23 protein-coding genes and 1 tRNA gene are annotated in these 25574 nt (G+C 51.2%); 9 read left to right on the forward strand and 15 right to left on the reverse strand.

The features are described 5' to 3' along the window. Window positions 1–104: 104 nt before the first annotated feature. From IE117_RS13470 to glgB, 3 genes are all read left to right on the forward strand, one after another. Window positions 105–1277, forward strand: coding sequence for a dipeptidase (locus IE117_RS13470; RefSeq protein ID WP_229580938.1), 1173 nt, complete (start codon window positions 105–107; stop codon window positions 1275–1277). 170 nt (window positions 1278–1447) lie between these two features. Next, the gene (locus tag IE117_RS13475; protein WP_189564959.1) at window positions 1448–2926 is read left to right on the forward strand and encodes a putative maltokinase; all 1479 of its coding nucleotides are present in this window, start codon (window positions 1448–1450) and stop codon (window positions 2924–2926) included. Between the two features lie 110 nt (window positions 2927–3036). Then, window positions 3037–5148, forward strand: coding sequence for a 1,4-alpha-glucan branching protein GlgB (gene glgB / locus IE117_RS13480; protein WP_374757966.1), 2112 nt, complete (start codon window positions 3037–3039; stop codon window positions 5146–5148). A gap of 91 nt (window positions 5149–5239) precedes the next feature. Here the strand turns inward: glgB and IE117_RS13485 are convergent, their stop codons facing one another. Further along, the gene (locus IE117_RS13485; RefSeq protein ID WP_189564960.1) at window positions 5240–5656 is read right to left on the reverse strand and encodes a hypothetical protein; all 417 of its coding nucleotides are present in this window, start codon (window positions 5654–5656) and stop codon (window positions 5240–5242) included. A gap of 305 nt (window positions 5657–5961) precedes the next feature. Further along, complete coding sequence (locus IE117_RS13490) at window positions 5962–7515, reverse strand: hypothetical protein (protein ID WP_189564961.1); 1554 nt, start codon at window positions 7513–7515, stop codon at window positions 5962–5964. A gap of 17 nt (window positions 7516–7532) precedes the next feature. Between IE117_RS13490 and IE117_RS13495 the strand changes: the two genes are divergently transcribed. Together IE117_RS13495 and IE117_RS13500 are read left to right on the forward strand one after the other, a co-directional pair. Continuing rightward, the gene (locus IE117_RS13495) at window positions 7533–8042 is read left to right on the forward strand and encodes an alpha amylase C-terminal domain-containing protein (RefSeq protein WP_189564962.1); all 510 of its coding nucleotides are present in this window, start codon (window positions 7533–7535) and stop codon (window positions 8040–8042) included. Window positions 8043–8142: 100 nt separating this feature from the next. Continuing rightward, window positions 8143–8844, forward strand: coding sequence for a hypothetical protein (locus tag IE117_RS13500; RefSeq protein ID WP_189564963.1), 702 nt, complete (start codon window positions 8143–8145; stop codon window positions 8842–8844). 5 nt (window positions 8845–8849) lie between these two features. Here IE117_RS13500 and IE117_RS13505 read toward each other — a convergent pair whose 3' ends face one another. Further along, the gene (locus IE117_RS13505) at window positions 8850–9335 is read right to left on the reverse strand and encodes a DUF2721 domain-containing protein (RefSeq protein ID WP_189564964.1); all 486 of its coding nucleotides are present in this window, start codon (window positions 9333–9335) and stop codon (window positions 8850–8852) included. A 45-nt stretch (window positions 9336–9380) separates the two neighbouring features. On the opposite strand from IE117_RS13505, the gene IE117_RS13510 reads away from it, so the two are divergent. Beyond that, window positions 9381–10049 (forward strand): NUDIX hydrolase, encoded by a 669-nt coding sequence (locus tag IE117_RS13510; RefSeq protein ID WP_189564965.1) that lies wholly within the window; start codon window positions 9381–9383, stop codon window positions 10047–10049. Window positions 10050–10142: 93 nt separating this feature from the next. Then, a tRNA-Arg gene (locus IE117_RS13515) sits at window positions 10143–10214 on the forward strand. A gap of 57 nt (window positions 10215–10271) precedes the next feature. On the opposite strand, the gene IE117_RS13520 is transcribed toward IE117_RS13515, so the two are convergent. After that, entirely contained in the window at window positions 10272–11543 is a 1272-nt protein-coding gene (locus IE117_RS13520) for a replication-associated recombination protein A (RefSeq protein WP_189564966.1), read from the reverse strand. A 130-nt stretch (window positions 11544–11673) separates the two neighbouring features. On the opposite strand from IE117_RS13520, the gene IE117_RS13525 reads away from it, so the two are divergent. Beyond that, window positions 11674–12444: an ion transporter gene (locus tag IE117_RS13525; RefSeq protein ID WP_229580838.1), complete on the forward strand. Its 771-nt coding sequence runs from the start codon at window positions 11674–11676 to the stop codon at window positions 12442–12444. Here the strand turns inward: IE117_RS13525 and IE117_RS13530 are convergent. The 11 genes from IE117_RS13530 to ccoS form a co-directional block, all read right to left on the reverse strand. After that, window positions 12441–12836, reverse strand: a complete 396-nt coding sequence (locus IE117_RS13530; protein WP_189564968.1) for a DUF1622 domain-containing protein — start codon at window positions 12834–12836, stop codon at window positions 12441–12443. The genes IE117_RS13525 and IE117_RS13530 overlap by 4 nt on opposite strands. Window positions 12837–12847: 11 nt before the next feature. Next, the gene (locus IE117_RS13535; protein WP_189564969.1) at window positions 12848–13564 is read right to left on the reverse strand and encodes a potassium channel family protein; all 717 of its coding nucleotides are present in this window, start codon (window positions 13562–13564) and stop codon (window positions 12848–12850) included. 105 nt (window positions 13565–13669) lie between these two features. Then, entirely contained in the window at window positions 13670–14734 is a 1065-nt protein-coding gene (locus IE117_RS13540; protein WP_189564970.1) for a response regulator, read from the reverse strand. A 10-nt stretch (window positions 14735–14744) separates the two neighbouring features. Next, on the reverse strand, window positions 14745–15965 hold the full coding sequence (locus IE117_RS13545; protein WP_229580840.1) for a sensor histidine kinase: 1221 nt from the start codon (window positions 15963–15965) through the stop codon (window positions 14745–14747). 135 nt (window positions 15966–16100) lie between these two features. Further along, window positions 16101–17462 carry an oxygen-independent coproporphyrinogen III oxidase gene (gene hemN / locus IE117_RS13550; RefSeq protein WP_189564972.1) on the reverse strand — a complete coding sequence of 454 codons (1362 nt, stop codon included), beginning with the start codon at window positions 17460–17462 and terminating at the stop codon, window positions 16101–16103. 201 nt (window positions 17463–17663) lie between these two features. Continuing rightward, window positions 17664–18377, reverse strand: a complete 714-nt coding sequence (locus IE117_RS13555; protein ID WP_189564973.1) for a sulfite exporter TauE/SafE family protein — start codon at window positions 18375–18377, stop codon at window positions 17664–17666. 65 nt (window positions 18378–18442) lie between these two features. Further along, window positions 18443–18904: a FixH family protein gene (locus IE117_RS13560; protein WP_189564974.1), complete on the reverse strand. Its 462-nt coding sequence runs from the start codon at window positions 18902–18904 to the stop codon at window positions 18443–18445. Between the two features lie 26 nt (window positions 18905–18930). Next, on the reverse strand, window positions 18931–20331 hold the full coding sequence (gene ccoG / locus IE117_RS13565) for a cytochrome c oxidase accessory protein CcoG (RefSeq protein ID WP_189564975.1): 1401 nt from the start codon (window positions 20329–20331) through the stop codon (window positions 18931–18933). Between the two features lie 11 nt (window positions 20332–20342). Then, entirely contained in the window at window positions 20343–21410 is a 1068-nt protein-coding gene (locus IE117_RS13570) for a cbb3-type cytochrome c oxidase N-terminal domain-containing protein (RefSeq protein ID WP_189564976.1), read from the reverse strand. A 13-nt stretch (window positions 21411–21423) separates the two neighbouring features. After that, on the reverse strand, window positions 21424–23601 hold the full coding sequence (ccoN, locus tag IE117_RS13575; RefSeq protein ID WP_229580842.1) for a cytochrome-c oxidase, cbb3-type subunit I: 2178 nt from the start codon (window positions 23599–23601) through the stop codon (window positions 21424–21426). Window positions 23602–23703: 102 nt separating this feature from the next. Continuing rightward, entirely contained in the window at window positions 23704–23868 is a 165-nt protein-coding gene (gene ccoS, locus IE117_RS13580) for a cbb3-type cytochrome oxidase assembly protein CcoS (RefSeq protein ID WP_189564977.1), read from the reverse strand. A gap of 208 nt (window positions 23869–24076) precedes the next feature. Between ccoS and IE117_RS13585 the strand changes: the two genes are divergently transcribed. Then, window positions 24077–25561 (forward strand): acyl-CoA synthetase, encoded by a 1485-nt coding sequence (locus IE117_RS13585; RefSeq protein ID WP_189564978.1) that lies wholly within the window; start codon window positions 24077–24079, stop codon window positions 25559–25561. Window positions 25562–25574: the final 13 nt, after the last annotated feature.

Raw genomic sequence — 25574 nt, forward strand, 5'->3', positions numbered from 1 at the left:
TCGCCAGCTCTATACAAGCTAGGATAAGAAGGTTTTAAAACAACCAAACAATGAAAAAACAGTATGTTGTGGTCCTGGCTTTCCTTGGCCTGGCGGGAAGTGCGATGGCTCAGAGCCAGCCTATTACCGAAAAGCAAAAGGAAAAAGCGGCTAAAATCCACGCGAAGGTACTGACCATTGACACCCACGCCGATGTGCCCATCAACATGATGAAGGACGGTTTCGACGTGGCCGCGCGGCACGATTTCGACCAGGATGGTTCCCAGATCGACTTTCCACGCATGAAGGAAGGAGGTATGGACGGGATGTTCTTCGCCGTGTACATGGGCCAGGGGCGACGGACGCCCGAAGCCACCGCCGAGGCGAAAGAAAAGGCACTGGCGATTTTTGACAAAATTCACAAAGCCGTAGCCGCCAATCCTGATGTGGCGGGTATTGCTACTACGCCGAAGGACGCTTATGAATTGCAGAAGCAGGGGAAGCGGTCGGTATTCTTCGGAATGGAAAACGGCTGGCCCGTCGGCAACGACCTTGCCAATCTAAAACTTTATTATGACCTCGGGCTGCGGTACATCACATTGTCGCACTCCGCCAATAATGACATTTGCGATTCCTCTACCGATCCCGACGGGCCGGAATACAACGGCCTGAGTCCGTTTGGTGAAAAAGTGGTGCAGGAAATGAACCGTTTGGGGATTATGGTGGACATCTCCCACGTTTCTGATTCGACTTTCTACGATGTGATGAAACTGACGAAAGCACCGGCTATTGCCTCGCACTCATCTTGCCGAGCCCTTTGCAACCATCCCCGTAACATGACCGACGACATGATCAGGGTACTTGCCAAAAACGGGGGGGTGATTCAGATCAACTTCGTGCCGAGTTTCGTCAAGGAACCCAGCCAGCAGCAGGAACTTTCCATGAAGGCCATCCGCCTCAAAATGCGTCAGGTTGATCTGTCGGACGCCGATAAAAAGGCTTTGTATCAGGAAATGAAGGATATGCGTGCCAAATATGCGGGTGACATGCCGACCGTGGCCGAAGGGGTCGATCATATCGAACACGTCATCAAGCTTGTCGGGGTAGACCACGTAGGCATCGGCATGGACATGGACGGAGGAGGCCAGCTCGTCGGCTGCCAGGACGTGTCCGATATCGGCAATATTACCGCCGAGCTTGTACGGCGTGGCTATTCTGAAAAAGACATCGAAAAAATCTGGGGCGGCAACGTCATGCGGGTTTTGGCTGCGGCGGAGAAGGTGGCGCAGTCTTTTTAGCTCACAGAGAGAATAGAGCGATAAAGATTCAGAGTCACAAAGTTTTATTTAAGTTAGAAGTAGCGAACGACCAGTCTCTATTTTCCTATTTGTCGCTTTGTCGCTTTGTCGCTTTTTGTTATTCTGAGCGGAGTCGAAGAATGTCGCTCTGTCCCCAAAAATGAAAAACTATGCCCATATCTTCTGACCAATTAGTCGACTTTTTAAAAAAATGCCGCTGGTTTGCCGGTAAGGCACGGCAGGTGGTACTTGCTTCGGTCATTCAGCAGATTCCGTTTGGGGAAGCCACAATTTGGATAGTCGAAGTGGGTTATGAGGAGGGCGATACAGAAAGGTACCAGCTGCCGGTCATTTCAGTAAGCGAAATGCCGGGATTTAGCACTGCACAGACTCTTATCCTGGAAGTTGACGGACGGTATCTGGTAGACGCGATATATACCGAAACTTTTCGGTACAACCTCTACACCCATATCTATAACGCTGAATCGTACGGCGAGCCAACCGCGCGTATGGCTTTCGTACGGGGCAAGGGACTGGAAGCGGAAGATCTTCCGGAACATATTTCTACGCGGGTGCTGCCCGTCGATTCAAGTAATTCGGCCCTGGTATTTGGAGAAAAGTACTTCCTGAAACTTTACCGGAAACTCTTTCAGCTCCCTAATCCCGAGGTTGAAATGATCGAGTTTTTGACCGAACACTCCGACTTCCGGCAGATGCCCGCTTTTTGCGGCAGCATGACGCTGAAGAGCCTTGGCCAGCCCGATATTACGCTGGGTATGATGCAGCGCATGGTAGATGCGCAGAAAGACAACTGGGACAGAACGGGCGACTACCTCAACGACTTCCTCTATGCCGTTCCCAATCGCGTTTTTTCCATTCAGGAAGATGTATTCGAACGGGTGGGGTTGTTGGGGCGACGTACCGGCGAAATGCATCGTGCCCTGTACAATCCTGAAGCCGACGCCACTTTTTCGCCCGAGCCTTTTACGGCAGATTATCGCAAGTTCCTGCAGGGACGACTGAACCATTTGCTCGAAAGTCGTTATAACCTTTTGATCGACAAGTACCGGGCCCTTGACGAACAAACCCAGGCCCTGGCCTGGAAATTCATGGAGGCCAAGGAGTTGATCGATGAATTTGCCGAAGAACTCCTCAGTCGGGACATTCACTCACAGCGTATCAGAATTCACGGCGACTACCACCTGGGACAGGTACTTAACGTCCAGAATGATTTTATAGTCATCGATTTCGAGGGTGAACCCGAAGCCAGCATTGCTGATCGTAAGGTCAAGCACTCGCCGTTGAAAGATGTGGCAGGCATGGTGCGTAGTTACCATTATGCCGTATCGGCCAAGCTGTTCGAGAGCGACGAGACCCGATACCTCGAACCCACCAAACTACTTAAAGTCACTGAGCGCTGGTACAAGCTCATCCGCGATACTTATCTCGACGGCTACACGGAGGCGATCGGCTGGCCCCACCCGCTGTTTAAAGATCAGAATGAGATCAACTCGCTCATGCTCTACTATTTGCTGGAGAAGGCAGTTTACGAACTGGGCTATGAACTCAGCTACCGCCCGGACTGGGTCAAGATTCCGTTGAAAGGTATTGTCGATGTGATCCGGGAGGTGGAGAAGCTTCATGGATAGCCGCAAGCAGATGGGTAGCCAGTACCACGTTCTCTGAAAATTGGCTTAGGCCGAAAAGATGCTTACTTTGGTAAGCGATTTAGTACAATTCATTATTCCATAAATTCAGAATGGCTAAGAAGACCGACAAGACAGATACAGGAAAGAAACCAGTTGCATCAGCCAAGAAGACTGATAAATCGGCTAAAAAGGAAGCCCCGGCGCCCGAAGTGAAAAAGAAGGTAACGGCGGCCAAGCAGAAAGCCGAGGCTCCGGCCAAGGCTCCGAAAATCGTGCCTCCTCCGGCAGAAATGCCCGACCCCATGCCCGATTTCAAACCGGTGGAAGGAGTAAGCCGCTTTTCTGAATTTGATATTTTCCTGTTCAAAGCGGGCAAGCACTTCAAACTGTATGACAAGCTCGGATCGCACGTCATGGAGCATGAAGGCGTAGTGGGTACGTACTTTGCCGTGTGGGCGCCCAATGCAAGCTCTGTTTCCATCATCGGTAACTTCAACGGCTGGAACAAACAATCCCATGCCTTGTACCCGCGATGGGACGAATCGGGTATCTGGGAAGGCTGGATTCCCAACATCGGCCGGGGCGAGGTCTACAAGTACTTTATCATTTCCAACAACGGCGAGCATCTGGAAAAATCTGACCCCTTTGCGCTTTGGTGCGAAGTTGCGCCTAAAACTGCCTCCATTGTCTGGGATACCTGGTACGAGTGGGATGATGCCGAATGGTTGGAAAAGCGCAAGGATGCCAACAAGCTAAATGCCCCGATTTCGGTATACGAAATGCATCTTGGTTCCTGGCGTCGCGACCCCTCGGACCCTGAGCGGTACCTGACCTACCACGAAATCGCTGATGCCCTGATTCCCTACATCGAGGAAATGGGCTTCACGCACGTGGAATTCATGCCCATTATGGAGCATCCTTATCCACCTTCCTGGGGGTATCAGATTACGGGCTACTTTTCGGTGGCTTCGCGCATGGGCAATCCGCAGGAACTCATGTACCTGATCGACCGCCTGCACCAGGCGGGTATTGGCGTGTACATCGACTGGGTGCCTTCGCACTTTCCCGGTGATGCCCACGGTCTGCGTCGCTTCGACGGCTCGGCTCTTTACGAACATGAAGATCCCCGCAAAGGCTACCACCCCGACTGGAAGAGTTATATTTTCAACTACGGGCGCAATGAGGTACGTTCTTTCTTGATCAGTAACGCCCTTTTCTGGATCGATCGCTACCATAGCGATGGATTACGTGTAGACGCCGTAGCGTCTATGCTATACCTCGACTACTCCCGAAAACATGGCGAGTGGATACCCAACGAGTTTGGCGGACGCGAGAATCTTGAAGCCATTTCGCTGCTTCGGGACATGAACGAGGCCGCCTACAAGGAATTTCCTGATGTGCAGACCATCGCCGAGGAATCCACCTCGTTCCCCGGCGTGTCGCGCCCGGTGTTCGTGGGCGGGCTGGGCTTCGGTATGAAGTGGATGATGGGCTGGATGAACGATACCTTAAAGTACTTCGAGAAAGATCCGTCCTTCCGTAAGTGGCACCAGGACCAGCTGACGTTCAGCCTGGTTTATGCTTTCTCGGAGAACTTTATGCTGCCCTTCTCACACGACGAGGTAGTGTACGGCAAAGGCTCGATGATCAATAAAATGCCCGGCGACGAATGGCAACGTTGCGCCAACCTGCGGCTGCTGTACGCCTATATGTACACGCATCCCGGTACCAAGCTCATGTTCATGGGCTGCGAATTCGGGCAAACCTCCGAGTGGGATTTTCAGAAAAGTCTGGACTGGCACCTGCTCGAATTCGGTCCGCACGCGGGTATTAAAAACTGTGTAAAAGCCCTCAACGAACTATACCGTGCCGAGCCCAGCCTCTACGAACACAGCTTTTCGCCCGAAGGCTTTGAGTGGATCGACACCCAGGATCGCGAAAACTCGGTGGTCATTTACGCCCGTAAGGGGCTCAAGCCTGCCGATAGCGTGGTAGTAATCCTGAACCTGACGCCCGTTCCCCGTCCCGACTACCGCGTGGGGGTACTTTCGGAAGGTGACTGGACGGAGGTATTTAACAGCGACGCCACGGAGTTTGGCGGCAGCGGCGTGACCAACCCCCATGCCGTAGCCAGTGAGAATCAACAATGGCACGGCAGGCCCCAGTCGGTGCGGCTGAACTTACCGCCGCTCGGAGCGGTATTATTGAAGAAAAAGGGGTAGTTTTTGTTGCCCCATGATTTTATAGAAACATAGCAACGGCGTCAGGTCTCGAGATCTGACGCCGTTGCTATGTAGAATGCATTGCGAAAAGCTAGTAATCCCGGACGGTCTTGAAATCAAGGTGAAAAGTACCTTTCTCGACAATTATATCGCCGTCGTACAGTGACCTCAATTTACCGGAAAAAGTACCATCGATCACCGAGTCTTTCGTCGAGATAATGTGCTGGAAGTTAGTGTTGTTGTAGCCCGGAGTGAGGTGTGCCGCATAGACGATCCGGTAATAGGATAGAGGGCCTAGTTTTTTGTCGACTCCAAAATTTATTTTATGGAATCGGTAGGCTTTGGTACTGTCTAGCTGGTAATCAAGGATTATATAGTAGTTGTGACCGTTGACATCTTCTAGTTTTTCTTCTCCAAAAGCTCTCAGGCCCATTCCTGTCTCCAAATCCAATTCATTAGCTTCAATTTTAATATTTTTAAACTCAATGAGTTGACCATTGTGAGTCAATGAAGCTTTGTTCGGGTTTAGCTCTATTGGGTTGGAGGGATCTATCTTACCAGCATTATGCTTGCAAGCAAAAACCCACAGTGATAAAATAACGAGAAAGTAAATTTTTTTCAAAATAGGGTATGCTTGTAATGAATAATGGAGCGTCACAAAAACTGTACAAGTATATACGGCCTGATCAGTGAGACATACTACACAGTGCAGTTAAAAGTTCTTTCGAAAGGTTATAGCGGGAGGTATTTTGGTAGTTCTATATTGTCAAAATGGCCTCCCGCCTGCGACGTTATACAACCGCAATAAAACATTTATGGGGTCCCCTGCACTCTCGTAGGTTCTACTGAAATGGAGTAATATCCTGTTGCATATTCCCTAGTATGAGCCGTGGATCCATTACCATATGTATTCAAAACCACATCATCGCCAAAGTTTACGATGACGCTACCCAGCAGATCATTATCCTGAGTAAAGGATCTCTGATAAGTTTGAGTCTGAGTATTTTCAAGGCTTGCCCCAAATTTGATTCCTATTTTTTTTAATACCGTCGCCTCGATAGCAAAATTTGCTGCGAATTTTACTGTACTAGTCTCTTGCAGGTGAGTGGTTGTAGTATTGTCCACCTCCTCAATACGGATATTGATGCTTGAGGCATACTCATTCAAGTCCCAGTTGATTAGTTCTAAACCACCATTATCTATATAATAATAATCCAACTCTACATTCGTCAATCTATAATAATTAAAAGGATAAGACTCTACTAGTTCATACGTCAGATTGAAAAGATCATCGGGAGTAGCACCAAAAGCTGTGACATGTCCCGTACCTACTCCATTCTTTGCGTTGATAAGCGTTGAAACTTTAAAATCAAAGTTACCATTCGTCCAGCTCGATGTAGGGTGGAGGGTATTTTGCAATATGCGTGGGTCGTCAGTCTGATCCGATATTTTGTTATACGCAGTCATAGGATCTCCAACTAAACTGAAAGTTTTAATTTTTTCCTTAAAATCATAATTGAATACGCCTCGGTCTTGGCTTGGGCTTATATCATAATAGATATAGTCCCTTTGCCACCCATCTGTATTTAAATAAGTGTTATACGCTGTCAGTAGCTTTGGATCCATATCAGATCCGAAGAAAGCAATACGCTTGCTCTTTTCCTTATGTTTGTCATAGTTATCAAAAGTAAATCTGTATTTTCTTCCACTCTTGCTCAAAAACTGCCTAGTTGACTTTTTACTAAATTCTCTATCTTTGTCAGATACAACTCTCTCATTATCTTTAATAACCAGCACAGGGAAGGCGGGCGTATATTCCCACTCCAATATTCTTTCAGTTCCATCAATGATCGGTACATCGTTCGACTTTGTAAGTCTAATTGCCACTCTGGGGATTTCTTTCGATGTATCCCACTTTTCTGCGTTGAAGGAGTTCTCAGGTAACTCAGGAACAAGAATCGTTAGAGTTGGACTGATATTATCCAGATCGCTCATCGTTTCCTTGTCAGACATGTTTCTGATCATCAAATCATTGACGGTTATGCCGTTCTCTAATTTTTCGTCGGCAATCATTCCGTAGAGGACATCGTAGTCCTTATTAAACATTTCCAAAGCCTTGGCCCTAATCAAATCTCTCAGAGCCTTACTCTCATTCATTGACTTGACGAGTGCCTTGCCGAATTCTCTCTTTAGATTAGACATGGGCTCCTTCTCGTACAATTCGTCTATCTCGTCGCTACCTACTCTCGGGCTTTTGTCCAGGTCTGCGCTTAATTTTGGGATCGAGTCGTGCGGTTTATTACACGAAGCAGCACAAATTAGCATAAAGAGGACGTACAGAAAACGTAAATTCAGTAAATTTTTCATAATTTTACTTGGTTTGAATGATTGAAAAATGGTTCGAACTGACTCCGAAAGCTCCCGCGTCGTGTTGGCAAACCTGCGCGGGGGATTTTCAGAAAAGTCTGGACTGGCACCTGCTCGAATTCGGTCCGCACGCGGGCATCAAGAACTGTGTAAAAGCTCTTAATGAACTATACCGCGCCGAGCCCAGCCTCTACGAACACAGCTTTTCGCCCGAAGGCTTTGAGTGGATCGACACCCAGGATCGCGAAAACTCGGTGGTCATTTACGCCCGTAAGGGGCTCAAGCCTGCCGATAGCGTGGTAGTAATCCTGAACCTGACGCCCGTTCCCCGTCCCGACTACCGCGTGGGGGTACTTTCGGAAGGTGACCGGTCGGAAGTTTTCAATAGTGACGCCACTGATTTTGGCGGTAGCGGCGTGAGTAATCCTAATGCCGTATCCACCGAAAACCAGCAGTGGCACGGCAGGCCGCAGTCGGTGAGGCTGAATCTGCCGCCATTGGGAGCGGTAGTTTTGAAGAAGAAATAGGGGCACCTTATGAATTAATTAATAAAGGCGGTTGGCTCAACCGCCTTTTTCTTTTGGGCTTTTCCCTACCTTTGCCCCCGTAAAAACCACTTAGATTGTAATGAAGAAAGTATGTATCGCTGTGCTCCTGATTGGCTTTTGTGCCCTCACAACCCAGGCCCAGCGCATCTCACGTGTGTCGGCGGGTCTGGATATCGGCACGGGAATCGGGCAGGCGAATTTTAGTCCGTCCCTTTTATACTACCAAACCATCCAACCTGCCAATGCTCCCTGGATTCGCCTGACGGGCGGGGCACGAGTGTGGAACTACCAGGCCCAGGATACCTACCTGACGGCACCAGGCGGACGTTCCATGAATGACACCATGCAGCTCAGCCGGGCGTCAGCCACGGGTGTGAGCTTCGTGATGGGCCTCAGCCTGCGTATCGCCGATAGGGTGGACATCGGCGTGAATGCCGACCTGCTGTCTTTTGCTTTCGGCGCAAGAAGGAATGCGATCTATCGCCTTGCGGATTCTACCAGTGTGGCCGAGTCGGACACAATAAGTCTGGATCTGAATGGCAAAGGCGTTGGCATTGCTCCGGCTAATCTGAATGCCGTCCCGGCTTTCCTGCGCAACAACAATGGACAGGCCGAAGCCTTCGTCAGGATCTGGTTTGGCAAGCAGATAGGCCTGAAACTGGGGTACATGATCGGGCAAATCTCTTACCGCTCGGACTTCAAGCTCAACAACGGGCAAAAGCGGTTTTCAGCGAACTACCAAATGCCCTATGTCGCCTTGTCATTTCCGCTTTACAATTGACCGGGTTAGTCTTCGGAACTACCTTTTTTGCTAGCTGTACCCGTTGAATCGGCCGATCTCGAACGCAGATTGAAAAACTCAAAGCTGCTGCGGCTGTCCAGCGTATCCTCCATATCTTTGAGTTCTATTTGCAGGGCTTTGATCGACACGGAGATTTCTAAAAAAGACAAAGCCAGGGCGGTGATCTGCAAAACCAGGGCACCAATGAAAAGGATTCGGGCCGCCATAAAATGCTCCTGTAACAGCACCAGCATACAGACCGCGCTCAGCAGCAGGCTCAATACAGCCATTCCCTGGATCGTACGGATCAATCGCAATCGCATGTGCAGATTTCGGATCTGAGCCACCACGACGCCGTCGGGGTTTTGCTGAAACTGTTTGTGCAAGTCCCGGATAAGGTTGGCAATCGCCAGAAAGCGGTTTGTGAAGGCGATCATCAACAGCGAAACGGTGGAGAAAAGCAGGGCGGGAGTGCTGAGCGTGAGTTCCATTGATAAGAAACAGTAAAAGCAAGTAAGGACCAGACAAATATACCATTGGAAAAACTTACCGACTCACACAAGTACCGTCTCTGGCGGAATAAACTTGAAAGCAACGGGCTGGATATCCAGAACATTGAAGAGGTCTATTCACGAAGAAATGGTCAGGGAGAAGTGTTGTTTTCGCTGCTGATGACTGACGCCACCACACCAGAGGGCGACAAAATTCCGCCGATTTGCTTTCTGAAAGGGGAGGTAGTTTGTGTTCTGGTCTGTTTTATTGAAGCAAAGACCCGGAAAAAGTACCTGCTGCTGGTAAAGCAGCGGCGCATCTGCGATGGCGGCTATTCTTATGAACATCCGGCTGGCATGCTGGACAGTGAAAGCGATCCCGCCGCAGTGGCTGCCCGCGAAGTCCACGAAGAAACGGGCCTCGAAGTGACCAAAGAACAACTGACGCGTCTGCTTCAACATGCCTGTTACCCTTCCACAGGCACCAGCGACGAGGCGATGTACTTTTTCTACTACGAAATTGAATTGCCCAAAAACCAAATCATGGCCTACCACGAGCAGAATATGGGCGTCGAATCTGACCATGAACGCATTACAACCCATGTTGTGCCCTTTATAGAAGGCCACCGACTGATTACCAACACGAATGGCATTCTATTGGATTACCTGTATCTGAAAGAAATCGGCGACTGGGCATTGCTTAAGCAGCTTTAAGCAGAATAATTTTTAGCGAATTTGCCAGAAACCCTTCCCTGGATAGTACCACAATTTTAAAATTACGCCTATATTTGCAGCCCGATACCCCAAGCACCCGTAGTTCAATGGATAGAATTTCGGTTTCCGGTACCGACGATAGGGGTTCGAATCCCTTCGGGTGCACTTGATTAATCCGCTAACTTATAAGTAGTTAGCGGATTTTTTTGTGCCTAGATTTGTCTAATACCCATACCACTCCCCCCACCACTGCGCCAGTCGCTTTCTGATTTCTTCTTCCCGCGCGTTGTGACCTGGTTTGTAGATCGGTGTTCCTTGTATCTCTTCCGGCAGGAAATTCTGACGGGTAAAGTTCCCTTCGTAATTATGCGAGTACTTGTAATCTTTGCCATAACCGATTTGCTTCAACAGCTTGGTCGGGGCATTGCGCAAGGCTAACGGGACGGGCAGGTGGGCCGTTTTCTCGGCCAGCGCAATGGCTTGGTCGATGGCCAGGTAGCTGGCGTTGCTCTTGGGCGAAGTGGCCAGGTACACGGCCACCTGCGACAGGATGATGCGGCACTCGGGGTAGCCAATGGCTTTTACGGCCTGGATGCAGGCGTTGGCCACAATCATGGCGGTGGGATTGGCATTGCCAATATCCTCAGAAGCCATAATGAGCATCCGCCGCGCGATGAACACCGGGTCTTCCCCGGCCACAATCATGCGGGCCATCCAGTAGAGCGCGGCATTGGGGTCACCGCCGCGCAGGGACTTGATAAAGGCCGAAATGATATCATAATGCTGCTCGCCCGATTTATCGTAACGGGCCATGCTTTGCTGGGCTATCTCCGTTACGAGTTCGTCGGTGATGCTGATGCTTTCTTTTGCGCCTTCGCCCATCACGACGAGTTCAAGCAGGTTTAGTAGTTTGCGCCCGTCGCCGCCGGATAAGCGAAACAGGGCATCGTATGATTCAAACGTGATGGACTTTTGCTTTAACCAGCTGTCTTTTTCCAAAGCACGCTCCACCAATTCACGCAATTCCTTTTCGCCGAGCGCTTCCAGAATATACACCTGGCAGCGCGACAGCAGGGCGGAGTTTACCTCAAAAGATGGATTCTCGGTCGTAGCGCCAATGAGCGTGATTTGACCCTTTTCTACGGCCCCGAGCAGGGCGTCTTGCTGGCTTTTATTATAGCGGTGGATTTCGTCAATAAACAGGATAGGGGAGAACAATCCCATCGGCCGATTCAGTATTTCCCGTAAATCTTTCACGCCCGAGCTTACTGCACTCAAACTATGGAAAGGGCGCTTAGTGGCTTCGGCAATCAGGAAAGCCAGGGTAGTTTTGCCTACGCCCGGAGGTCCCCACAGAATGAGCGACGGGATCGTATTGCTCTCGATGGCCCGGCGCAGCGGACCGTTCGGCCCGACCAGTTTTTCCTGTCCAACGTAATCGTTCAGGGCGTGCGGGCGCATTCTTTCGGCTAACGGGGCAGTATTGGGGTGCATGTTTTTTTTTGATGGCGAAGGTAATCAGAAGGGGGAAAGGATAAAATCTCTTTCCGACTTTTGCTAAAAACAGAATGCTGGGCAAGCTTTTTAAATACCTTCAACCAGTATATTTATTAAAATGCACAAAATGAAACAACAACTTCAACGCGAACGCAACCGACTTCTCTACGCTATCGACCGCCTGCTCGACGGTCCAATGATCTTTCTGGGATTTGTGTGGCTGGTGCTGCTGATTGTTGATTTGATCTGGGGCTTGTCCAAAACACTGGATTACATCAGTATCACGATCTGGATTCTATTCATTATCGACTTCATCGTCAAGTTTATCCTCGCTCCTGCCAAGCTGGACTACGTCAGGAAAAATTGGCTCACGGCGATTTCGCTAATCATTCCGGCGCTACGGGTATTCCGCATTTTCAGGTTTTTGCGGGTACTGCGTAGTTTGCGCGGGCTGCGGTTGGTCAGGATCGTGTCTTCACTTAACCGCAGCATGAAGAGCCTGTCAGCCACCATGAAACGGCGGGCGTTTGGCTACGTGGTACTTCTGTCGCTGGTCGTCACGTTCACGGGAGCAGCCGGAATGTATGCTATAGAACAGCCCGCGCCCGGGTTCGATAGCTACGGTATGGCGCTTTGGTGGACCGCCATGCGCGTGACTACGGCCGGCAGCGAGTACTCTCCCACCACACCGGAAGGGCGTGGCCTGGCTTTCCTGATCACCCTATTCGGCTTTGCTATTTTTGGGTATGTGACAGCCACACTGGCGACATTTTTCATTGGTCGCGATGCCGAAGAAAAGAATGCGCCCGTAGCCGGCGCCAGCGACGTAGCAGAACTACGTAAAGAAATCGCGCTGCTGACACGGACGATCAATGAGATGAAAGATAAACTGGCTTAAGCCTTATCTGTTCGAGTGGTAGAGAAGTGGTCGGCCTGGTTTCTGGTCAGCCCGATTCGGTCGTTTTCACCCGAATTCTTCAATTCCCTTTCCAGAAAGTAGTTGAGGGCCGTCCGCAACGTGGCGATGGCGGCTAGTTTCCCGATCTCGTCCCAGGTGGGCGCAATGGCCGTAGCCAGGATATCGGCGCCCAGCAGTAGTTCAAGCGACACGGTGAGTGAACTACCGAAACGGATGCGGATGTCCTGAATGGAACGGCCAGAGTTAGGTTTCGTGAAGTTGAGGATGTACGCGTAAAGGAATTGTAACAGCGCGACACCGATTACAACGGCAGCCAGGATTTCAATAAAAGCGCTGAGGTGTTTCGTTACTATTTCGGCAAGCTCTTGCATAGTAGTATTATTTATGGCGAATCTGGTGGTGTAGATTCTTCGTGCTCGTTGGCGAAGGTAGTTTTGGCCGAGAACTTACTGATAAGAATTCCGACTAATACTACGGAATAAAACTGCCCGATGATACCTACAAAAGCTGTGAGTAGCTTGACGTAGTGCGCCTCGGGTGTAATGTCGCCAAAACCTATACTGGTGAAAGTCACACTGTTGAAATAAACAAGGTCCATGAACACAGCGGCTTGGCTGGAATAGTCAATTCCGTTGAGTGCCTGAGTATCCTTATCCTCATAAACAAATACTTGCATGAGGAAGACGCTGATTTCCAGCAAGAGAAAATAACCGCAGGCAGAAGCTGTTATAAGATCTTTATTTATATAGCCGGGACGAATCAGGAAGGCGATTATTTCCCGAAAGATGAAGGAAAAGAATATCACGTAGGCGATGTTCAGACTTAGCATGAAATAGGGCAGGCGACCAAAAAATGGCAGCGCTATGGGTAAGATCAGCACTACCACGAACAGGATATCGCGCACGATCTTCTTCCACCGACCTTTTTTGACAAAAATCCCCACGCTGGCCATGCCCACAACGAGAATATTGATGGGCCAAATTACCTTGGCGTAAAAATCAACGTCTTCCAGAAACACCCCAATGAACAGATGCTGAATCAGCGACACGAGAAGTACCTCGTACTTATGCACATGCAGCCAGGCAAGAATTTTTTTCATGTTGCTAAGATAATCTTAATTCTGCATCTAAACATGCCTGTCCTGTTGCATAAAAAAAGGCCAGCGTTTCCACTGGCCAAAGTAATTTTCAAATAGACTCTCTTCTCAATTTCGCATTCGCACCAGTTTTTCGTAGTTCAGAATGGTGATCAAACTGCCCTTCATCTCCACCAATTTTTCGTGCTTGAAATCGGAGAGCGTGCGGATGACGGTTTCGGTCGCCGTGCCGACGAGCGAGGCGATATCTTCGCGGGTGATCGCCATCGAAAATGGCCGTTCTTTGTCGGCCTGATAGCGCTGAGCCAGCATGACGAGCGCCTCAGCCACCCGCTTCCGGACGGAGTTATAGGCAAGCTGAAGCAGTCGTTCCTCGCGCTCCTTCACCTCGTTGGAGAGCATTTTGATAAACCGGGACGACACCTCCCGGTTTGCCTGAAGCAGTTCAAAGAAATCCTCCTTGGGAACAATGGCCACCTGCGATTCTTCCAGCGCCACGGCAGAGTCCTGGTAAGGTGTTTCCTGCAACAAGTCCACGTAGCCGAAGAAATCCCCTTCCTTATACAAATCGGTGATGAACTCCTTGCCGGATTCATTGGCACGGTAGGCCTTTATTTTTCCCTCGATCAAAAAGAAAATTCCGGTTGGAAAACTACCTTCGGTAAAAATGGTTTCCTTCTTTCTGAATGACTTGATCCGCTTTTCTTCAGTCAATTTGTGCAAAGCATCATTGCCGCGCACTTCCTGCATGAAGGCATCAAGCCCCTCAACGGTGCGGCTGAACCCCGCCCGCAGCCGTTCAGTTTTCTGAAGCCGCACCTCTACGGCGTTCAGAAGCTCAATGTCGTCGTAAGGCTTGGTGAGGTAATCGTCGGCGCCCATCGTCATGCCCTTGCGCTGGTCGGTGCGTTCGGCTTTGGCGGTCAGGAAAATGAAGGGGATACCAGCCGTGTGATCATCTTTGCCCAGCATGTGCAGCACCCCGTAACCGTCGAGTTCGGGCATCATAATATCACAGATGATAAGGTCGGGCTGCTCGTGCTGAGCCAGTTTCACCCCTTCCTTGCCATTGGTGGCAGTCACGACTTTGTAATTGGCCAGTTCCAGAATTTCGGCGGTATTCTCCCGCATTTCGGGATTGTCTTCAATCAGCAAAATTTTCTTTTCGTTCATAGCAGCAGGTTTAGGCTTCGGTGGGCGAGACCGTGGGGAGTCTGACGATGAATGTCGTGCCGGTATCCGGCGCGCTTTCAAATGAGATTTCGCCGTTCATCAGGTCGATATATTTCTTGACAATATTGAGTCCCAGCCCGGTCCCCTGGGCATTCCCGGCATTATGGGCTCGGAAAAATCGATTGAAGACGTGCGGTTGGTCACTCACGGGAATGCCAATGCCCTGATCTTTAATGGTGAAAAATACATTTCCGTCTTCCACGCGGGTGTGCAGGTGGATTTCGGTCTGCTGGGCTGAGTACTTGATGGCGTTGCTAAGCAGGTTGATCAGTACATTATGCACCAGGTGCTGGTCGAGCCAGGTTTCTGCTGCGCCCTGGTGCTGGTAGTCGATACGCTGGCCGATTTTACAAATGCCCTTCATTTCTTCGAGCAATTCGAGACAAAAAACCGGCAAGTCTACCTGCATCGGGACACTGTGCATATGCCCTTCTTCAAGCTTGCCGATGGAAAGAAAATCGTTTAAGATCCCGGTCAGGTTATTCACGGCCGACTTGATGCGCTGCACATGCTTTTGGCGTTTTTCGTCCTCTTCCCTGCTTACGTACCGGCCAATGAGCGATGCCGACGACAGGATGGTGGCCAGTGGGGTACGGAACTCGTGTGATGCAATAGTAACGAACTGGCTTTTCATGTCGTTGAGTTCGCGCTCTTTTTCCAGAGCCCGCAGTGCTTCCTTTTGTGATTCTTCCAGTTTCAGGAGCGTTTCGGCCAGTTCCCGGGTGCGCTGCTCGACCCGCGTTTCCAGTTCGGTGTTCAGTTTTTGAATTTCGCTGTTGGCCGCCAGAATATCACTCTCGTGCTTTTTTCGCTCTGTGATATCCACCACAAAGGCCACTACGAAATCTCCCTCGCTGGTGGAAAATGGACTGAGACTCACTTCCACCGGAAATTCGGTTCCATCACTCTTGCGGCCGAAAAGGTCGCGGTTGTGGCCCATGCCCCGGGCACGCGGCTCCTTCATGTAGTTGTCACGCAGATGAACGTGATGATGCGCCGCGGGAATCGGCACCAGAAGTTCTATCTTGTTACCCACCAACTCCTCCTCTTTGTAATCAAAAAGTCGCTTCGCCGTCGGGTTTACCATGGCGATCGTACCCTTTCCATCCACGACCACTATGCCCTCCGTCGCGTACTTAAAGAGCGCATTGAGCATCTCGATATGCCGCATTATTTCTTCAGTATGTTTACTATATACTGCGAACATACAAAAAAGGAGTCTAGTAGTGGTAAAGGGGTGAAGTACCCGATGGGGAAAGTGATGGTGCTGAGGTACTTTGGGGTTTAGCTGCTCTGGTACTTTTTTTCAAACCGTTGAACTGAACAAATCCGTTCTCGGCACTTTCTTCCAAAGACGGGCATCGAATGCCATGCAGACGTTTCTGACGAAGTTTCGTCCCTCGGGCGTGACACGCAATTGATAGGGTTTGATTTCTACCAGACCATCGGCCTCCATTTCTTCCAGGCGGTTGATCGCTTCGTACAGGGTTTTACACTTTTCATTTTCATTGTGCCAGGTGGTCTCGAAGTTGCACATCAGCCGCTGTATGTGGCGACGCAGGATGAGGTCTTCCTTAGTCAGGACATGACCTCTGAACAAGGGCAGTTCATCTTTTTTCAATCTTTTGTAGTAAGCTTCCACCCCTTTTTCGTTTTGGGCATATCCCCACCAGGCATCGCTGATGGCGGAAGTGCCAAGGCCGATCAGCAGGGCCGTCTGGGTGTCGGTGTAGCCCATGAAGTTGCGATGCAGGCGTTTTTCGGCGGCGGCTCTGTACAGGCTGTCGGTTTTAAGGGCGAAGTGGTCCATGCCGATGTCCTCATAGCCCGCCAGTTCCAGGGCACCCCGGCAGGTTTCGTAAATCGCCAATTTCTTCATCGAATCGGGGAGGTCTTCTTCGGTAAAGCGACGCTGGCCGGGTTTGATCCAGGGGACGTGGGCGTAGCTGTAAAACGCAATGCGGTCGGGCCGAAGCTGGATGGCCTTGAATATGGTTTGCGCCATAGAGCAAACCTTCTGTTGCGGAAGGCCATAGACGATGTCGTAGTTGACGGAAGTGTAGCCGATCTCCCGTGCCTTTTCGGTCAGGTGCTTAATCTGGTCGTAGCTTTGGTGGCGGTTGATGATTTCCAGCACGATGGGGTTGAAATCCTGAACGCCGATACTGACGCGCCGGAAACCTACTTCGTACAGGGCTTGCAGGTGCTGGTCGGTAGTGTTGCCGGGGTGCGCCTCGAAGCTGAAGTCCGCTTTCTCATGAATTGTGCATCCTTCCAATAGTCGTGAAATCATTTCTTTCAGATGTTGAGGGCTGAAAAAAGTGGGGGTTCCGCCGCCGATGTGCAACTCGCGGATGACGGGCATTTCAGTGCCGAGTGCTTTTTTGTATAATTCCCACTCTTTCAGAACCGCCTCCATATAGGGACGTTCCACCTTATGATTTACCGTAATGCGGGTATTGCAGCCGCAATAGGTACAGAGACTTTCGCAGAAGGGAATATGGATATAGAGGCTGATGCCGTGCCTGCTGTTGGTAGCAGCAAAAGTATCGTTGACAAGTTCGCCCCAGTATTCGGGCGCAGGTGGAGTTTCGTTCCAGTAGGGGACGGTCGGGTAGCTGGTATAGCGGGGGCCGGGAACATTGTATTTTTGGAGCAAGTCGTTCATTTTTTCAATGGAAGATTGAAAATGGATAGTATCGCTGCCAAAAATAGGCGGACGTTTTAAGTCACAATATGACGGAGGTCAGGAATGAGAGTGATATAAGGAGAAGGTAGTTCTTCGACCACAGCGGTAGTTCGCCACTGCTCACCCCTGTAGACGCCAACCTAGTTGTTCAACTACCTTATAAAAATGAAAGGGCAAGTGCTATTTCAGTACCGTCCCGCCATGACAAACAGGTAATTCGGTAGTTTCGCCGGATGCGGGCAGCCCGGCCGGGACCCGAATCCACAACCCCCTGCCCAGTAGCCAAATCCCGGCCACCGCGACGAAAACAGGCGTCAGGCGGCGCATTTGTCCACGCAGGGACGGGCTGAACCACTGTTTGAAAAAGCCCACTGCCATCATTGCGGGCAAAGTACCCAAGCCGAAAGCCAGCATATAAACGCCTCCGCTGATCGCGCTGCCCGTAGCCACGGAGCTAATCAGCGCGAGGTACACCAATCCGCAGGGCAGCAGTCCGTTGAGCATTCCCAAAGCGGCCCAGCTGTGGAGTTTTTGACTGCGCAGCTGCGCAGCCATTCTGCTTTTCAGTTGCCCGATGGCCTTCTGCCAAAAAAGCGGAGTTTTTAATATTCGGTCGAGGTGGGTGGGCCAGAAAACGTACATCAGCATGGCTGCCCCGGCAACTATGGACAAGTAACGCAAGTACCCCATCCACAGCACCGCGCCACCCAGTGCGCCAATTCCCGCTCCCAGCAAAGTATAAGTACCCACCCGTCCCAGGTTGTAGGTCAGAAGCCCCGTTACCTGTCGCCAACGGCTGCCGTGGTGAACAGGCAGCGCGAGCGCAATCGGCCCGCACATTCCCACACAGTGGAAACTACTCATGAGGCCGAGGGTGAAAGCGAGGAGGAGCATGGACGTAGTCAGAGGCTTTTAAGGATTAAAGCGGTAAATCGAACCGGCGCAGGGGCAAATCTCATTTATTGCCGTTCACTATTCTTCACTACGATGGCTCCCTCGTTCCAGTACGTCGTTTCTCCGTTTTTCCAGTCAAATTGGAGTAGGTAGCGGCCAGGTTGGAGCTTGGCAAGCGCAATACGCTGTTGGTTCCTGGCATCGGGCATGATGGCGAAGTCGGCGTCGTTGGTGTTGTCGGAGGGGCAGTAGAAGCGGATTTTTCCAGCCAGATCTTTACGAAGAAACTCTTTTGGAAACTGCACTTCCAGCGTCTTCTCAGTCAATTGCCAGCGGAGTGGCTCCGCGAGGGTGTTGGCGCGGTGAGTTTTGTCGATCTTATTCTGGAAGTCCAGTTCCAGGGCATAGTAGTCCTCCGAGACGAGGTCCACGCGCTGGGTCGTGGTCAAAGTCACTAAAGCCAGAATGCCTACGACAAAACTTATATAGAGAATTGCAATTCCCGTACCCCAGTTTATGTTTTTCATGATTTTGTTATTTTAATGCCACTGCCCTATTGTGGCGCAATGAACGTCGTCTTGAATTCCTCGATTTTTTCTTTGCCTCGATAGACCGAGAACTTTACGTCCGTCAGGCGTTTTTTAATTTCTGATTTGGGAATGGTTACGAAAAGGCTACCCTGCGACAAGCCGGCGGGCTCGAGAGTCAGGTCGGGCGTTCCGGCAAATTTTACTGTGCCTTGCGGCGCTTCAAGGACGAGCTTTGGCTTTATTTCATGGTTGGTTTTATTGAAAATCTTAAAAGTGTAAAGGTTGCTCACCGTACCATCGCCATTGTCGACGAAGGTTGTGCCAGGGGCGCGGAAAAGCGTGGTTTCGGTGTCGGTGCGGGTGGCGACCACGAAGCCCAGCGCGCTCCAGAGCAAAGCCAGTACCACAGCGTAACCAACGACACGGGGCGTGATGAACTTCTTGCGGCCTTCGGAGATGGAGTTTTCGGAAGCATAGCGAATCAGCCCGCGCGGCAGATCCACTTTGTCCATGATATGGTCGCAGGCGTCAATGCAGGCGGTGCAATTCACGCACTCCATTTGAGTGCCATTGCGGATGTCGATGCCCGTCGGGCATACCGCCACGCACTGCAGGCACATGATGCAGTCGCCGGCGTTGCGCTCCTCTTTCTTATGCAATTTTTCGCGGGGTTCGCCGCGCTCATAGTCGTAGGCTACAACCATAGAATTACGGTCAAGCAACACGCCCTGCAGACGGCCATAGGGACAAATCACGGTGCAGACCTGGTCGCGGGCCCAGGCAAAAACAAAGTAAAACACCGCCGTGAAACCCACCACGCCGCCAAACAGCGAAAGGTGTTCCGAGAGGGGCTCAGTGATGATTTTCTCTAACTCATCCACGCCCACAACATAGGCGAGCAGCAGGTTGGCGATGACGAACGAGATGAGCAGAAATACACTCCATTTGCTTACTTTCTTGATTATTTTATCCGTAGTCCAGGGTGCTTTGTCGAGCAGCTTTTGCTGGGTGTGCGTACCTTCGATGGCGAATTCTACCTTGCGGAAAACCATTTCCAGAAAGATGGTTTGCGGGCAGGCCCAGCCGCAAAACAACCGGCCGAACACCGCTGTGAACAGCACGATGAAGACCATGAACGATAGCATCGCCAATCCGAACAGCCAATAGTCCTGTGGACCGATGAAGAGGCCGAATACAATGATTTTTCGCTCGATGATATTGAACAGGAACATGGGCTGGCCGTCCAGCCGCAGGAACGGCCCGGCGAATAGCAGCGCGAGGGCCACCACCGAAAACCACGCGCGGCGACGGTGCCAGTAGCCTTCGGGCTTCTGCGGATAGAACCAGTTGCGCTTTCCCTCCTCGTTGACCGCATTGTATTGGTCGCGGAAAGCGTCGCCGAGGTATGGAGAGTCATTTTTCATGCAGCTGGGTTCTACTGATTTTTTGCTTCTTCAATTGCCACGGGTACCGGATTGGCAGGTACTTCTTCGGGTGCGTTGTAAAGCTCTCCCTGAGGTGCCTTAGGGCTGGCTGGACTGCTGCCATGGAGGGAAGCCATGATATAGCTGGCCACTTTCTGCATTTCCTGCGGCGGGAGTTGCTTCTTCCAGGAAATCATGCCTTTTTCGGGTACACCGTACTTGATCACTTTAAAAATATCCTGAATGCCACCGCCATGAATCCAATAGTCGTCAGTCAGGTTGGGGCCTACGCCGCCCCCGCCGTCGGCGGCATGGCAAGCGGCGCATTTTTCGGTGAAAATAACGCCACCCTCTTTGATCAGCGGGCCGTCAGTGAGCAGCGTGACATTCTCTTCGTTAATGCCCGCTCCCATTTTTTCGATATAGGCTTTCTTTTGGATATCGGCCATTGCCAATTCGCTTTCCAATTCTTCCATCTGCAATTCTCCAAATCCGAAGGCATGGTAGTACAGGGCATAGGAGATTGCGAACACCACCGTGCCGACGAACATAAACTGCAGCCAGGGTGGCATCCGATTGTCCAGCTCGTAGATTCCGTCGTACTCATGGTCCGCCAAGAGGATTTTCTCTTCCTTGTTGAGCGGCGTAGAGAATCCCACGAATTTTTGCCACCAGCCGGGGCTGAACAGAGGCGTGGCGGTCTCGCGGACTTCGGCGGGTTGGGCACCGGCGGTTAGTTTTTGGTAGAGAATTACCACTTGAAACATCACGATGATCATGATTACAATCATACCGGCCAGTATGAAAAGTACCGTGTACCACAGCACATTCTGATAGGGCGATGCTTCGGCTCCCTGGGCGAAGGCAGCAGGGAATGTGAGAAGGCCGATCAAAGTCAGTACTGTTTTTTTGATGACCCCGTCATCAAGCGGAATTGCCTTCATTTCGTCTTCGTGCTGCCGGCTCATTTTGAAAACATACCAAAGCAAACCCACAAAAAAAGCTACGAAGATGACCAGCGATATGAGTGGATAAATGCTGATGCCCGCAATGGTTTCCAAATAGTTCTTGAATTTCATGATTGATGGGATTTTAAAGTCCAGACTGGGTGGCTACGTTGTTATTGCTCTTGATATCGGTACCCAATCTTTGCAGGTAGGCAATCAAAGCCACGATTTCACGGTCGGATTTGGTCTCAATGCCGCTTTGCTTCAAACTGGCCTTGATCTGATCGGCCTGTTTCATCAGGTCCTGGTTTGCCAACTGATCGTAGCCTTCTTCGTAAGGGACACCCAGCGTTTGCATGGCGCGGATCTTTACGGCAGTGGTGGTCGTGTCGAGCGGGGCTTCCAGCAGAAAGGAGTAAGGCGGCATCATTGAGCCGGGCGACATCGAGCGCGGGTCTTCCATGTGGTTGTAGTGCCAGGAATCGGGGTACTTTTGGCCCACGCGGTGCAGGTCGGGGCCCGTACGTTTGCTGCCCCACTGGAACGGGTGATCGTATACGAACTCCCCGGCTTTGGAGTACTCGCCGTACCGCTCGATCTCGGCCCGGAAGGGACGGATCATCTGAGAATGGCAGACGTAGCAACCCTCCCGGACGTAGATGTCGCGGCCCTGCAATTCAAGGGGAGTGTAGGGTTTGACGCTGGCGATGGTAGGTACATTGGATTCAATCATGAAAGTCGGTACGAGTTCGATGATGCCACCGATGGCCACCGCAATCAGGGCCAGAATGCTCAGCAGCACGGGTCTGCGCTCAATGGTCCGGCTATGCCAGTACTCACCTTTACTGGGATTCCAGATGGACGCGATCGACGGAGCGCGGGCCGTTTCCGTTTCGATAAGCGTGCCGTTTTTGCCGGTCATGTAGAGGTTGTACACCATCACCACAAAGCCCACCAGGTACAGGATGCCCCCAATGCCGCGGAGTATGTACAGCGGTATTAACTGGATTACCGTTTCAAGAAAGTTGGGGTACTTCAAAAGCCCCTCCTCCGTAAACTGCTGCCACATGGAGCTTTGCGTCCAGCCAGCCCAGTACATAGGCACGGCGTAGAAGATGATACCGAGCGTACCAATCCAGAAGTGAAAATTGGCCAGTTTCTGTGAGTGCAGTTTGGTGTTGTAGATGCGGGGTATAAGCCAATACAGGATTCCGAAGGTAAGGAAGCCGTTCCAGCCAAGCGCCCCGACGTGGACGTGGGCAATGGTCCAGTCCGTAAAGTGGCTGATGGCATTGACGCTTTTGAGTGACAGCATTGGTCCTTCAAAGGTGGCCATGCCGTAAGCGGTCAGGGCCACGACCATGAATTTAAGTACCACATCTTCCCGCACCTTGTCCCAGGCACCGCGCAGTGTAAACAGACCGTTGATCATCCCGCCCCAGGACGGGGCAATCAACATTATTGAGAACACAACACCGAGGGTTTGGGCCCAGTCGGGCAGGGAGTTGTAAAGCAAGTGGTGCGGCCCGGCCCAGATGTAGAGGAAGATCAATGCCCAGAAGTGGACGATCGACAGACGATAGGAATAGATCGGGCGATTGGCTGCCTTGGGCAGGAAGTAGTACATCAGTCCCAGATAGGGCGTGGTCAGGAAGAATGCCACCGCGTTGTGCCCGTACCACCACTGGACCAGCGCATCCTGCACCCCGGCATAAATCGAGTAGCTTTTAAATAAGGAAACGGGAAGTGCCAGGCTGTTGACCACGTGCAGCATGGCTACCGTGATGAACGAGGCTATATAGAACCAGATGGCGGCGTAGATATGCTCCGACCGGCGGTTGACCATTGTCATCAGCAGGTTGATCATGGCCGCCACCCATACCACCGCAATCGCGATATCGATAGGCCATTCCAGTTCGGCGTATTCCTTGGAGGTAGTCAGCCCCATAGGAAGCGTGATGGCTGCCGCCAGGATGATCGCCTGCCAACCCCAGAAATTGAAGTAACTCAGCTTTTTACTCCACATGGATGCTTTTAAAATGCGTGGGGCAGAGTAGTACATGCCTGTAAAAAAACCGTTGCCCACGAAGGCAAAAATCACCGCGTTGGTGTGCAGAGGGCGCAACCGCCCGAAGGTGGTGTAGGAAAGGTCGAAGTTGAGAAACGGATAGACCAGCTGAAAGGCGATCAGAACCCCGACCAGAATACCAATTAGACCGTACAAAACGGTGGCAATGGCGAAGTTTCGTACGATCTTGTTGTCGTACTCAAACTCTTCCATATGAATCGGAGGGTTAACGTCAGTAGCGATTGCTGTACTCATGTGTAAATGATGAATGAGTGATTGAGTGAATGAAAAGCGACAAAGTGTCAAGGTTTTTAAACCAGAGTGGACGGGGAAATGAAAATCTGGTTCCGTCGACAGCTATTTGCCCGAGGGTGGTTCTTTTACGGTATCGTCGAAGAGAATGCGAATGGAAGGCGTGTAATCGTCGTCGAACTGTCCTTTGCGCACCGACCAGATGAACGCACCCAAAAAGCCCAGGGCTGTCAGTAGACTTAGACCAATAAGGATGAATAAAGCGCTCATAAGCAGGTAGTTTTATGATTAGGGTCATGGAATCGACATGCTCCTTTTTTCAAAAACAAAACTACGGGACACGCTTTGGGCTAACGATGAGAGAGGTTAGGTGGAAAACTGACTTTGGTCAGTCGGGAGCGAATAAGCTCAAGCAGTATAGTTTTGTCTGGGCGCACTTTTGGAAAGGAATAGTCAAGAAAGAGTTATCAATTCCCTTATGCTTCAGCTCATTGCTAACGCCACACAAAAAACTGAAAATCCCGCTATCGTTTCCCAAGGCCGGTCCTACTCTTACCAGGAGCTGCTCGATGCCTCTGGTCAATTCTCTTCATTATTGTTGGGTCAAGACGCTGACCTGCAAGAGTCTCGCGTAGCGTTCATGGTTGCTCCCGGCTTCGATTATGTGCGGGTGCAATGGGCTATCTGGCGGGCGGGGGGCGTGGCCGTTCCACTATGCGTTACTTACCCGCTGCCTTCTCTGCAGTACGTAATCGAGGATACGGGAGCGGAGGTTGTCGTAGCAGGGCGTGAGTTTGCGGCCACGCTGTCGCCTCTGGCGGAGGAGAAAGGGTTGCGTTTTATTATTTTGGATCAGACTAATGACGGCGATGACGCTCCGAAGCAACTGCCCGAAATCGCCCCGAGCCGCCGGGCGATGATTCTTTACACGAGCGGTACCACCAACCTCCCCAAGGGCGTAGTGACGACCCATGCCAACCTTGAAGCCCAGATTTCGACGCTGGTCGAAGCCTGGCAGTGGTCGACTAGCGACCACACTTTGTGCATCCTGCCGCTGCATCATGTACACGGCATCGTTAACGTCGTTTCCTGCGCCCTGTGGGCGGGTGCGACGGTCGAGTTTTTGCCCTCGTTTTCTGCTGAGGCGGTATTCGGCATTTTTCAAGCAGGGAAGGTCAATGTATTTATGGCCGTCCCGACGATTTACTTCAAGCTGATTGCCTACTGGGAAGAACTACCTCCCGCTGAACAGAAACAGGTGTCGGATACGCTGGCAAAATTCCGGCTGATGGTATCAGGATCGGCGGCTTTGCCGGTTTCGGTTATGGAAAAGTGGCGGAAAATCAGCGGCCATACCTTACTGGAACGCTACGGAATGACTGAAATCGGAATGGGGATCAGCAATCCGTACAAGGGCGAGCGTCGCGCAGGGTACATCGGTCAGCCGTTGCCGGGCGTGAAAGTACGGCTGGTAGATGACCTGGATAATGTATTGGAAGCCGGACAGCCAGGCGAAATTCAGGTGAAAGGGCCGGGTGTTTTCCGGGAGTACTGGGGCAAGCCGGAGGCGACGCGGGAGGCGTTTACCGGAGATGGGTGGTTCCATACGGGCGACGTGGCGGTGGTCGAGCAAGGGTGCTACCGTATTCTGGGCCGAAATTCGATTGATATTATCAAGTCGGGCGGCTATAAGATATCAGCGCTGGAAATCGAGGAAGTCCTGCGCACCCACCCGGCCATTGCTGATTGCGGAGTAGTCGGCATTCCCAACGATGAATGGGGCGAACTGGTTGTGGCCGCTTTAATAGTGAATGACCCGGCTCTCGACGTATCTGAGCTGACCGCCTGGATGCGCGAGAAAATGCCTGCTTACAAAACTCCGCGCCGGTACAAAATCCTCGCCGAACTACCCCGCAATGTTATGGGCAAAGTGACAAAAAACGATTTGAAGAAACTGTTCTGAGATGGTAGTTTGA

The sequence above is a fragment of the Persicitalea jodogahamensis genome, from assembly GCF_014651615.1.
Taxonomy (GTDB): Bacteria; Bacteroidota; Bacteroidia; order Cytophagales; family Spirosomataceae; genus Persicitalea; species Persicitalea jodogahamensis.

What these genes read in the sequence shown, in the direction of transcription:
- hemN (WP_189564972.1), bottom strand. Translation starts at nt 17,462, where the DNA reads ATGAACGACTTGCTCCAAAAATACAATGTTCCCGGCCCCCGCTATACC.
- IE117_RS13555 (WP_189564973.1), bottom strand. Translation starts at nt 18,377, where the DNA reads ATGCTCCTCCTCGCTTTCACCCTCGGCCTCATGAGTAGTTTCCACTGT.
- ccoN (WP_229580842.1), bottom strand. Translation starts at nt 23,601, where the DNA reads ATGAGTACAGCAATCGCTACTGACGTTAACCCTCCGATTCATATGGAA.
- glgB (WP_374757966.1), top strand. Translation starts at nt 3,037, where the DNA reads ATGGCTAAGAAGACCGACAAGACAGATACAGGAAAGAAACCAGTTGCA.
- IE117_RS13490 (WP_189564961.1), bottom strand. Translation starts at nt 7,515, where the DNA reads ATGAAAAATTTACTGAATTTACGTTTTCTGTACGTCCTCTTTATGCTA.
- IE117_RS13470 (WP_229580938.1), top strand. Translation starts at nt 105, where the DNA reads ATGGCTCAGAGCCAGCCTATTACCGAAAAGCAAAAGGAAAAAGCGGCT.
- IE117_RS13570 (WP_189564976.1), bottom strand. Translation starts at nt 21,410, where the DNA reads ATGAAATTCAAGAACTATTTGGAAACCATTGCGGGCATCAGCATTTAT.
- IE117_RS13545 (WP_229580840.1), bottom strand. Translation starts at nt 15,965, where the DNA reads ATGCGGCATATCGAGATGCTCAATGCGCTCTTTAAGTACGCGACGGAG.
- IE117_RS13475 (WP_189564959.1), top strand. Translation starts at nt 1,448, where the DNA reads ATGCCCATATCTTCTGACCAATTAGTCGACTTTTTAAAAAAATGCCGC.
- IE117_RS13505 (WP_189564964.1), bottom strand. Translation starts at nt 9,335, where the DNA reads ATGGAACTCACGCTCAGCACTCCCGCCCTGCTTTTCTCCACCGTTTCG.
- IE117_RS13495 (WP_189564962.1), top strand. Translation starts at nt 7,533, where the DNA reads ATGATTGAAAAATGGTTCGAACTGACTCCGAAAGCTCCCGCGTCGTGT.
- ccoS (WP_189564977.1), bottom strand. Translation starts at nt 23,868, where the DNA reads ATGAGCGCTTTATTCATCCTTATTGGTCTAAGTCTACTGACAGCCCTG.
- IE117_RS13560 (WP_189564974.1), bottom strand. Translation starts at nt 18,904, where the DNA reads ATGAAAAACATAAACTGGGGTACGGGAATTGCAATTCTCTATATAAGT.
- IE117_RS13540 (WP_189564970.1), bottom strand. Translation starts at nt 14,734, where the DNA reads ATGAACGAAAAGAAAATTTTGCTGATTGAAGACAATCCCGAAATGCGG.
- IE117_RS13585 (WP_189564978.1), top strand. Translation starts at nt 24,077, where the DNA reads ATGCTTCAGCTCATTGCTAACGCCACACAAAAAACTGAAAATCCCGCT.
- IE117_RS13530 (WP_189564968.1), bottom strand. Translation starts at nt 12,836, where the DNA reads ATGCAAGAGCTTGCCGAAATAGTAACGAAACACCTCAGCGCTTTTATT.
- IE117_RS13500 (WP_189564963.1), top strand. Translation starts at nt 8,143, where the DNA reads ATGAAGAAAGTATGTATCGCTGTGCTCCTGATTGGCTTTTGTGCCCTC.
- IE117_RS13525 (WP_229580838.1), top strand. Translation starts at nt 11,674, where the DNA reads ATGAAACAACAACTTCAACGCGAACGCAACCGACTTCTCTACGCTATC.
- IE117_RS13535 (WP_189564969.1), bottom strand. Translation starts at nt 13,564, where the DNA reads ATGAAAAAAATTCTTGCCTGGCTGCATGTGCATAAGTACGAGGTACTT.
- IE117_RS13520 (WP_189564966.1), bottom strand. Translation starts at nt 11,543, where the DNA reads ATGCACCCCAATACTGCCCCGTTAGCCGAAAGAATGCGCCCGCACGCC.
- ccoG (WP_189564975.1), bottom strand. Translation starts at nt 20,331, where the DNA reads ATGAAAAATGACTCTCCATACCTCGGCGACGCTTTCCGCGACCAATAC.